At 69.8% G+C, this 9,735-nt stretch carries 7 protein-coding genes; 4 read left to right on the top strand and 3 right to left on the bottom strand.

The window, feature by feature from the left end; genetic code table 11:
- Positions 1-260 precede the first annotated feature (260 nt).
- Positions 261-1,670 carry an FAD-dependent oxidoreductase gene (locus AB0D57_RS46285; protein WP_362088536.1) on the bottom strand — a complete coding sequence of 470 codons (1,410 nt, stop codon included), beginning with the start codon at positions 1,668-1,670 and terminating at the stop codon, positions 261-263.
- 89 nt (positions 1,671-1,759) lie between these two features.
- Here AB0D57_RS46285 and AB0D57_RS46280 point away from each other — a divergent pair, with 89 nt between their 5' ends.
- A complete protein-coding gene (locus AB0D57_RS46280; protein ID WP_362088534.1) occupies positions 1,760-2,449 on the top strand; it encodes a TetR/AcrR family transcriptional regulator C-terminal domain-containing protein in 690 nt (229 codons plus the stop codon).
- Here the strand turns inward: AB0D57_RS46280 and AB0D57_RS46275 are convergent.
- A complete protein-coding gene (locus tag AB0D57_RS46275) occupies positions 2,338-3,474 on the bottom strand; it encodes an acyltransferase (RefSeq protein ID WP_362088535.1) in 1,137 nt (378 codons plus the stop codon). The genes AB0D57_RS46280 and AB0D57_RS46275 overlap by 112 nt on opposite strands.
- A gap of 309 nt (positions 3,475-3,783) precedes the next feature.
- On the opposite strand from AB0D57_RS46275, the gene AB0D57_RS46270 reads away from it, so the two are divergent.
- The 3 genes from AB0D57_RS46270 to AB0D57_RS46260 all read left to right on the top strand — a co-directional run bounded on the left by AB0D57_RS46270 (position 3,784) and on the right by AB0D57_RS46260 (position 8,498).
- Positions 3,784-5,286 carry a glycosyltransferase family 29 protein gene (locus AB0D57_RS46270; protein ID WP_362088533.1) on the top strand — a complete coding sequence of 501 codons (1,503 nt, stop codon included), beginning with the start codon at positions 3,784-3,786 and terminating at the stop codon, positions 5,284-5,286.
- A complete protein-coding gene (locus tag AB0D57_RS46265) occupies positions 5,283-7,667 on the top strand; it encodes a glycosyltransferase (RefSeq protein WP_362088532.1) in 2,385 nt (794 codons plus the stop codon). Before AB0D57_RS46270 ends, AB0D57_RS46265 begins: the two co-directional genes overlap by 4 nt.
- Positions 7,668-7,802: 135 nt before the next feature.
- Complete coding sequence (locus tag AB0D57_RS46260; protein WP_362088531.1) at positions 7,803-8,498, top strand: class I SAM-dependent methyltransferase; 696 nt, start codon at positions 7,803-7,805, stop codon at positions 8,496-8,498.
- A 93-nt stretch (positions 8,499-8,591) separates the two neighbouring features.
- Here AB0D57_RS46260 and AB0D57_RS46255 read toward each other — a convergent pair whose 3' ends face one another.
- Entirely contained in the window at positions 8,592-9,587 is a 996-nt protein-coding gene (locus tag AB0D57_RS46255) for a hypothetical protein (RefSeq protein ID WP_362088530.1), read from the bottom strand.
- Positions 9,588-9,735: the final 148 nt, after the last annotated feature.

The following is a 9,735-nucleotide window of genomic DNA, read 5'->3' as shown; positions in this document are numbered from 1 at the left end:
GCCCTCGCGGCCCTCCAGGCTCGAGTCCTTGCCCAAACAGGCGAGCCCCACAACAAGATCAAGACGACGTGTTAATGATCTGCAAGCCCTAAGGGCTGTCCCGTAATCCCTGGCGGGCGCACGACGACAGCTACGGCACCTCGCCGCGTTGTCGGAACGTCCGCATACATCCAGTATGCGGACGTCCCTCCGCCTTGCGATGCACCGCATCTGACGCCGCGTGCTGATCCACCAGGGATTACGGGACAGCCCTTGGCGAATCAAGGGGACTGGCGGACGTCCACGCGGGCCGCGTACTCCGTCAGCCCTTTCGCCGTCGCGCCCGCCCAGCCCACGTACCCGTCGGGCCGCACGAGGAAGACCCCCTCGCCGTACGCCTCGTACGGCGGAATCCGGACCGTGGGGACGGGGAGCGGGGGCAGCTCCGTGTCCGTGCCGACCGTCAGCAGGGTCCAGTGCGGGCCTCGGAAGGTGTCGAAGAGCCGTCCGCCGTCGACGGCTGCGTCCGGTGCGCGGTCGCCCGCGAGGACCGGGCCCGGGTGTGTGCGGGTCTCCTGGGTGAGGGTGGAGTCCGGGTAGCCCAGGCCGAGTTGGCGGGTCGCCGCACCGCGCCGGACCTCGCCGCGGTGGACGCTCGTGGACAGGCCGAGCATGTCCGCGGCGATGGGACGCCGCTCCTCCTCGTAGGTGTCGAGGAGCGTCTCCGAAGCCCCGCCCCCCAGCACCGCGCCCAGCTTCCAGCCCAGGTTGTAAGCGTCCTGGACGCTGGTGTTGAGGCCCTGCCCGCCGGCCGGTGAGTGCACGTGCGCCGCGTCCCCGGCGAGGAACACCCGTCCCGCCCGGAAGCGGTCCGCCAGTGCCGCCCGCGGCCGGAAGTCCGAGGCCCAGCGCACCTGCGTCACGTCCTCGGGGGCGAGGTGCGAGCGGGCCGCGACCAGCTTGCGGATGCCGTCGAGGGAGAGGTCGGGGGTGCTCCCCACCGGGAACTGGGCGGTGAGCTGGAAGTCCTCGGTGCCCGCGAGCGGGCAGATCGCGAGGAAGCCGTCGCCGTCCCCGCGCGGCGGAAAGAGCTGCCAGTTGTCGCGGTCGAGCCCGGTGAGGCGGACGTCGGCGACCAGCACCGGGTTGGGGTCCACGGTCTCGCCGGTCATGCCGATCCCGAGCGCGCGCCGCACGGCCGAACGGCCGCCGTCGGCGGCGACGACGTAGCGCGCACGGACCGGAGCGCCTGAGGCGAAGGAGGCGGTCACCCCGTCCGCGTCCTGCGTGATCCCCACCAGCTCCCGCCCGAAGGCGACCTTCCCGCCCAGCTCCGTCAGGCGCGCGAACAGGATCTCCTGCGTGCGCCACTGCGGCACCATCCACGGCCCGGCGACCGGCGAGCCGTCGTCCGCCTCGTCCGGGTCGAACATCTGGTGCTCGCCCATCCGCTTTCCGTCCTGCCAGATCATTCCGACCGGGTAGTCGCCCCCGGCCGCGCGGATCGCGTCGAGCACCCCGAGGTCGTCGAAGACCTCCATCGTGCGCGGCTGGATGCCCTTGCCACGAGAAGCGGGGAACAGCACGTCGGCCCGTTCCACCACGAGCGCGTCCACCCCGCGCCGGGCGAGGTCGATACCGAGGGCGAGGCCGGTCGGGCCCGCGCCCACGATCAGTACGTCCATGTCCATGGTCATCATGGCTCCCACCGCGAGTCTCCTTAACGCCGTTAAGTTCTGACGTTTCCGAGCGTGGCCTTAACGCTGTTAAATTGTCAAGTGTGAGCACGGAACGACGAGCGCCCCTCGACCGCAAGCGAGTCGCGGACACGGCCCTGCGGCTGCTGAACGACGTGGGCCTGGACGGCCTGACCCTGCGCGCCATCGCCAAGGAGCTGGACGTCAAGGCGCCCGCCCTGTACTGGCATTTCAAGGACAAACAGGCGCTGCTCGACGAGATGGCGACGGAGATGTACCGCCGGATGACCGAGAGCGCGCTGATGCCCGCCGACGCGACCTGGCAGGAGCACCTCCTGGCGGCCGGCCGAGGGCTGCGCGCCGCGCTGCTGCGTTACCGCGACGGCGCGAAGGTCTTCAGCGGCTCACGCTTCACCGGCACCGAGCACGCCGTCCAGATGGAGGCCACCCTGCGCACCTTCACCCAGGCCGGTTTCACCCTCGCCCAGGCGGTCCGCGCGAGCACCACCACGTACCTGTACACCCTTGGCTTCGTCACCGAGGAGCAGGGCGTCCAGCCCCTCCCGCACGAACGCCGCGAGGGCTACGACATCGAGGAACGCGCCCGTCTGATGGCCGAATTCCCGCTGTCGGCGGCGGCGGGAGCGGAGCTCTTCCAGGACTACGACCGGCACTTCGAAGAGGGGCTGGCGCTGCTGATCTCGGGCGTCGAGGCGCGGTACGGGGCGGCCAGTGACCGGCGCAGCAGCGGCGTGGACCACTTCTCCACGTAGCGGTTGAGCAGCCACGCGAGGAGCAGCATCGTCGCCATGGTCGCGCCGAAGGTGGCCCAGGACGGGAGGCCGAAGTTCCGGTGGTAGAGCCCGGTCACGACCCAGCCCAGGTGTTCGTGGACCAGGTAGAAGGGGTACGTCAGGGCGCCCGCGACGGTGAGCCACGGCCAGTCGGCCCGGCGCAGCCGGCCCAGCGCGACGGCGAGGACCGCGGCGTAGCCGAGCGTCACGATCAGGATGATGACCGCGGCCGAGCGGTAGGAGAACGGCTGGGGGTGGTAGTCGCTCGACAGGCCGGTCACCGCGTAGTGCTGGCCGGTCAGCCAGCTCACCGCGACGATGCCCCATGCGGTGACGTCCCGCCGGTCGAGGTGCAGGAGATAGATGCCCATGCCGCCGATGAAGTACGGCGCGTGCTCGGGCATCAGGGCCTGGGCGAGGAACGGCTCGTGGGCGGCCTGCGCGAGGGCCGCCGCCAGTGTCCACGCCGCGCAGAACAGCACCACGCGCCGACGGTTCGCCCCCGGCAGCACGACGCACAGCGCGAACAGCGCGTAGAAGCGGACCTCGACCCACAGGGTCCAGCACACGCCGAGCACCCGGTCGGCGCCCAGCGGCTGCTGAAGCATCGTCAGGTTCAGCAGCGCTTCGCTGAAGGACACCGTCTTGTACGCCACGCCCGGTAGCGCGAACACGGCCGTCACCAGCACGACCGCCACCCAGTACGCGGGGAGCAGACGGGAGGCGCGGGACGCGAAGAACGACCCGAGCGGTCGGCCCCAGCCGCTCATGCAGATGACGAAGCCGCTGATCACGAAGAAGATCTGGACGCCGAGGCAGCCGTAGGCGAACCACGAGTGCAGCGTGGGGAACTGGTCCTTGGGTGAGGATCCCCAGGCCCGGGTGACCTCGCCGCCCCGGCCGCCGTAGTGATAGACCGCCACCATCAGCGCGGCCACCAGCCGCAGCCCGTCCAGCGCGCGCAGCCGGCCCCCGGAGGCCTTCACGGCCGAGGCGCCCCGCACCTCCCCGGGGGCGGCCCCGGTGGGATGCGGTGTTGGTGTCCTCACGGCCGTTTCGGTCACGCTGGTACCCCCGTAGTGCGCCACGGGCTCTGTTCGCGCACACCTGGTCGAATGTGATGAAGACGGAAAAAGCGGATGTTTGCGACAACTCTAGGACGCTAATCGACGACTTCTGTTCATCGAAGCCACGATTTGCCCTCCGGCCGCAAGGGGTTCACCTTCACGTCGTATTGACTTCTTACTGTGCTCCAACCCACTCGCGCCTTGACGCAGCTTCACCGACTTCGCCAGACCCAGAGCAGGAGCACCATGACGACGGTTCGCAGCAGATGGTCTCGTTCCCGGCCAGGGGGCCTGACATCGCCGCCGACGGACGCCGGCCCGCCGACCGCCGAGGCCGCCCCCGCCGAGCTGGAGGAATGCCTGCGCGCATGCGCCGCGCACAGCGGCAAGCTCGTGGGAAGCCTCGACTCCAAGCGCGTGCAGCTGGCCGAGCAGCTGCGGCGGATGCTCGCGCTCTGGGCCGCCGACCAGCAGCCCGCGCCGACCGCGGCGAGCAGCCTGCTCAGGCGCGGCACCAAGGGAGCGGTCGGCAGCAGCCTGAGCAACGAACTGCTCGACGCGCTCCTCGCCGTCGCCAACAAGGCGCTGGAATGCCGCTACGACGACGAGCTGAACCTCGCCCTGCTCATCAGCGACACCGTCCTGACCCAGCGCAAGAACTCCCGGGCCGGCTGGCGGCTGCGCGGCCGGCTGCTGGAGGCCATGGGCCGCCCGGCCGCCGCGGTCGACGCCTATGACCGCTACCTGGGCCTGACCACCGAGGACGGATTCGGCGTCCGCGCCAAGGTCGCGGGCATCCGCACGGCCCAGCAGCGGCGCGCGGAGCTGCTCGAGCTGCTGGAGCGCGGTGTCCCGGCCGGCGCGCAGTTCAGCTCGCGGCCCCCGACCGACGTATGGGCCGAGGGACTCCAGGCACAGGCCGGCGGCGACTGGGACGGCGCGCAGGCCCGCCTGGTCGGCGCACTCATCGCCATGGACCGCACGGAAGCCCCCGAGCAGGACTTCCAGGAGGCGCTCAGCCAGTACGTCGACCTGTGCACGGGGGCCCACCTGCGGCCCACCCCCGAACTGACCCAGATCCTGGGGCTCTTCGCCGAGCAGCGCCGCAGCCGGATGCGCGGCCCCGTGGACGACCCGCTCTTCGGCGGCACCCAGTGGCTCAGCCTCGGCGAGTTCCGCAACCAGATCGCCGGGAAGTCCATCTGCCTCATCGCCAACTCCGGCAAGGTCGGCGAGAGTTCGATGGGCTCCGAGATCGACTCGTACGACCTGGTCGTGCGCTTCAACTCGTACCGCATCGAAGCCGCCCACACCGGCAAGCGGACGGACATCCACGTGTCCATCCACAAGCACGGGTTCAACTGGGACAAGCCGGTGACCACCCGGCTCGTCTTCGGCGGGATATCCGGCGACTGGAAGTACTCCCTGCGCAACCGGCTGGTGCCGGGCGCCCAGAAGTACCTGGGCGACGAGTCGCTGCGCTGGCCGCTGCGCAACATCGGCAGGCTGGGCGCCGACAAGTGGCCCGCGATTCCCACCAGTGGCTTCAACATGCTCTGGATGCTCGACTTCCTCGACGTCAGCCCCACCCTCGACCTGATCGGCTTCGACTTCTACGAGAGCGGCGCGTACCGCATCGACGCCGCCATGAAGATGCCCATCACGTCCGTGCACGAATACACCAGCGAGAAGGCGTGGGTCATGGAACGGGCCCAGAGCGTCTCCGGCATGAGGATCTCCCTGCGATGACCGCGACCCACATACCCGCCCCCGGTTCCGCCTCCGGTTCCGTCGCCGCGGGCAACGCCGCCGCGACCGGCCTCGCGACACCGGCCGCCGACCAGAACTCCGCCCGTGCTCTCACCGGCAAGCGCCGCATCGCCTTCGCGAGCTTCGTCGACGAGAACTACCTGCCCGGGTTCCTCGCCCTGCTGCGCTCGCTCGCGCTGTCCAACCCGGGCGTTTGCGAGGACTTCATCGTCCTGCACGACGATCTGCGCCCGTCCTCCGTGGCCCGCATCCGCGCCCTGCACCCGCGCATCGAGCTGCGCCGCGTCGACGCCGACCACTACGACACGTTCGCCAAGGGCGACCAGGACAACTACCTGGTCCGCAAGGCGTACTTCATCCTCGACGTGTTCCGCATCCGGGACTACGACACCATCATCACCCTGGACACCGACATGGTGGTCCTCAGCTCGCTGTCCGAGCTGCTCTCGCTGCGCGAGGGGCTCGCGGCCGTACCGCAGTTCTTCTACGGCCAGCACAAGCTCAACAGCGGTCTGCTGGTCATCCAGAAGGAATACCTGACCGACGAGTTCTGCGCGAAGATCGACGAGGTCGGCCGGGCCGGCAGCTACGAGCTGGACAAGCACGACCAGGGCATCCTGAACGCCGTGCTCGACGGCGCCTTCGTCCGCCTCGACCCGCGCTACAACTTCGTCAAGCGCCGGCTGTCCGGGGACCTCCCGGTGCCCGAGGACACGGCCATCCTGCACTTCACCGGTCGGCACAAGCCCTGGCAGGGCGGCGAGGCCGGATACAGCCAGGCGCAGGAGCGCTGGGCCGAGTTCGACATCGACGACGCCGAGCTGCACGCCACCTACCTCACCCGCTCCGGGGGCCTGCACCACGACCTGATCGTGCACTACGGCACCCCGCACCTGGAGCGCACCGGTGACGTCGACACCGCCCGCAAGGTCGCCCTCGCGCACATCGGCGCCGGTGACTACCAGGCCGCTGTCGACATCATGGAGCGGGTGCACATCCCGGTCGACGAGGCCTGGCCGCACGAGGTCTACGGGCACGCCCTGATGAGCGTCTCCCGCTATGAGGAGGCCAAGGCCCAGCTGCTGCTGGCCACCTCCGCGCCCAACCGTGCAGCCACCGCCTTCGCCCGGCTCTCCCAGATCTCCTGGGTCCACAACGACGACACCACCGCGCAGAAGTACGCGATGGCCGGTCTCGGCGTCGACCCCACGCACCGCGCCAGCCGCCTCTGGCAGCAGCGCACCATCAGCATGCCGACCCAGCAGCAGAGCAGCCCCGAGGACCAGCTCGCGCACGTCGCGTTCTTCATGGACCGTCAGGGCAACGCGGGCGACAAGCTGCTGCCGGAGAGCGTCCGCCTCGCCTTCGATCCGGACACCACCGCCCGCCGCTGGCACTCGGTGCACGCCCACCGGCTGTTCGACGAGGCCGCCCTGGAGCGTGTCAACGCCCGCCGCGGCCTGGTCATCGGCGGCGGCGGCCTGTTCATCCCGGACACCATGCCCAACGGCAACAGCGCCTGGCAGTGGAACGTCCCCGACGACCTGCTGAACCGCATCGACGTGCCGATCGCGGTCTTCGCCGTGGGCTTCAACGCCTTCGACGGCCAGTCCTACCGCGCCAACCGGTTCCGGGATTCACTGCGGCTGCTCGTCGAGAAGTCCTCCTTCTTCGGGCTGCGCAACCACGGCTCGATCGAGAAGGTGCGGGCCATGATCCCCGCGCACCTGCACGACAAGGTGCGCTTCCAGCCCTGCCCCACCACGGTCACGCGCCAGCTGGTCGACGGCTGGCAGGACCCGGCCGGGCGCGACGACACCATCCTGATCAACGCGGCCTACGACCGCGCCGGTCTGCGCTTCGGCCACGACTACTCCTACTTCCTGGCGCAGATGGCGGAAGCGGTGCGCGGCCTGGGCAAGCTGGCCGAGGTCCAGTGCGTGGCCCACTCGCTCGACGACGAGAAGATGGCCTTCGACCTGCGCCGCGAGCACGGCATCTCGATGCCCGTCATCCCGATGTACGACTTCGACAACGACGAGATCCGCGATCTGTACGCCCGCACCAAGCTGGTGATCGGCATGCGTGGGCACGCCGGCATGATCCCGTTCGGCTGCGGTACGCCCATCATCAGCCTCATCTCGCACCCGAAGATGGCGTACTTCCTGCGCGACATCGAGCGGCCCGAGTGGGGCGTGTCCGTGCACGACCGCAACCTTGCCGGGCTGCTCGTCGAGCGCGCGCAGGGCCTGCTGGCCGACCACGCCGCGACCGTCGCCGACGTGCACGGCCGTCAGCAGGAACTGTGGAAGGCCACCGAGGCGAACGCCGCGGAGCTGCGTACGATCCTGCGCGGCTGATCCCAGGCGGACCTGCCTGTCGCACACGCCCCCACGGCCATCTGGCCGCGGGGGCGTATGCGTTGCTCGCCGCTGTGGTGGCCGGTGATCCAAACGACAGGCCCCAGGGAGGATGGCGTCCCGCACAATGGAGTGATGAGCGACGGTACTTCGCCGGCAACGGCCCAACCGCCGCGCCGGTTGATCAAGGACGACGAGCTGGCCGGTCATTCCGTGGTGGCCAACAGCACCATGAACCGCGAACGGGTCCTGGCCGGCGTCAACAGCTACACCCGCGAACTCGGCTTCGACCCCGCCGAGTTCCTGAGCGGCCACGGCCCCGCCCCGTCCTGGCTGGACCTGTGCAGCGGAGAAGGGCTCGCCCTGCGCGCGGCGGCGCAGCGGCTCCCGCAGGCTGTGATCACCGGCGTCGACCTGGTCGGCCCGCTGCTGCGGCCCGCGCTGCCCGACGGCCTCGAACTCATCGCCGCGGACCTCGGCCGATGGTCCCCGGCGCGCCGCTACGACCTGATCACCTGCGTCCACGGGCTGCACTACATCGGCGACCGACTCGCCCTGCTGGAACGGGCCGCCTCCTGGCTCACCGGCACCGGCCTGCTGGTCGCCCATCTCGACCCCGCGACGCTGCGGCGACCCGACGGACGGGACGCCTCCCGCCCGGTCCTGGCGGCACTGCGCGCCGCCGGCTTCGCCTACTCGGCCCGCCACCACCGCCTCACCCTGCGAGGCGGTCGCTCCATCACCCTGCCCTTCACCTACCTCGGCGCCGACCCGCACGCCGGCCCCAACTACACCGGCCAGCCGGCCGTGGCGTCGTACTACCGCGGGTGATGGGCACATCTGGGCCAACCCCGGAGGCCGTGAACAGGCCTCGCCGAGGTCGCCGGTGGCCCAGATGCGCCCCGCCAGGTCAGCGTCCGCGGTTCACCGGCGTACGGCCTTCCTGACCAGCCGCTTGATCCTCGCCACCGGGGAACGGCGGCCAGGGGCCTTCCGCTCCTGCACGGCGGCCTTTCTGAGCTGCTCGAAGTGGTCGGCGCGGGTGCGGCTGAGGTATTCGTCCGAGGTCAGCGGCTTGGCGATCGACCAGGCCTGCTTGTGCCGGCCGTCGTAGTGCGCGACGTACGCCTTGGCCAGTTCCAGTACGGACTTGAAGGGGATCCCGCCGGTGTGGTCGCGGTCGATGCGCTCCTGGACGGCCGAGATCAGCGCGAGCTTCTCGTCGAAGGTGAAGCTGTCCTCCGAGATGGCCTTCAGTACGTCCTCGGGAATTGGCTTGATCACCTCGAAGGCGAGCGTGGAGCGTACCGGCGGCCCGGCGATCTCGATGTACGGCAACAGGGCACCCGTGCTGTAGTGCAGCCAGGGCAGCCGGGGGCCCGCGAAGTCCTGGTGCAGGACGACCGAGCCGGGCCGCAGCCGGGTCAGGAAGCGCTCGGAGACGCAGCGGAACACCCGGGCCGTCTTGGCTATGTCGATGTGCAGGAACTCGACGGGGGTGTGGTCGTCGGGGTCGGAGGTCTGCCAGAGGTCGCCGGCGTGGATCTCCAGGAACGGCAGGAACGGCTCGAGCCTGCCGCGGAAGTCGTTCAGGAACGAGTTGTCGCCCTCGGGCTTGGCGCCGGAGGTGAAGAACTTCTCGGTGGCGAAGGTGCCCTTGCCCACGTGGAAGAAGTCGTACGCGTGCAGCTTGCCCGTGCGCTCGTCGAAGACGGGGCTGTCGCGCAGGCCGAGGGCGAGGGCGTAGGTGGAGCCGCCGCCGCCGGAACCCAGCTCCACCAGCCGGTCCTTGCCCGCGAGCTGATGGCGTCCCAGGAGATACAGGAACCGCAACTCCCAGCTGCTCACTTGGGAGTACGGGATCGTATCCGGCAACTGGACGTCGTCGATGAGGGGATAGAGCCGGCCGAGGTTCGTCATGAGTGCCTCACGGAGTCGGTTGGTTTATTCCTCTGCTGACCTGAATGCGCGATCCTAGTACTCCAGTTGTAGATCGCGATCTTCATGCCTGAGTGGCTTGTCGCTGGTAGTGGCTGTCCTGGGATCGGGCCTGGTGGCGGCGTCGCCA

The organism is Streptomyces sp. NPDC048275, assembly GCF_040652275.1.
GTDB lineage: Bacteria > Actinomycetota > Actinomycetes > Streptomycetales > Streptomycetaceae > Streptomyces.
The sequence above is the reverse complement of the archived record's forward strand: the minus strand, read 5'-3'. Positions and strand labels throughout refer to the sequence as shown.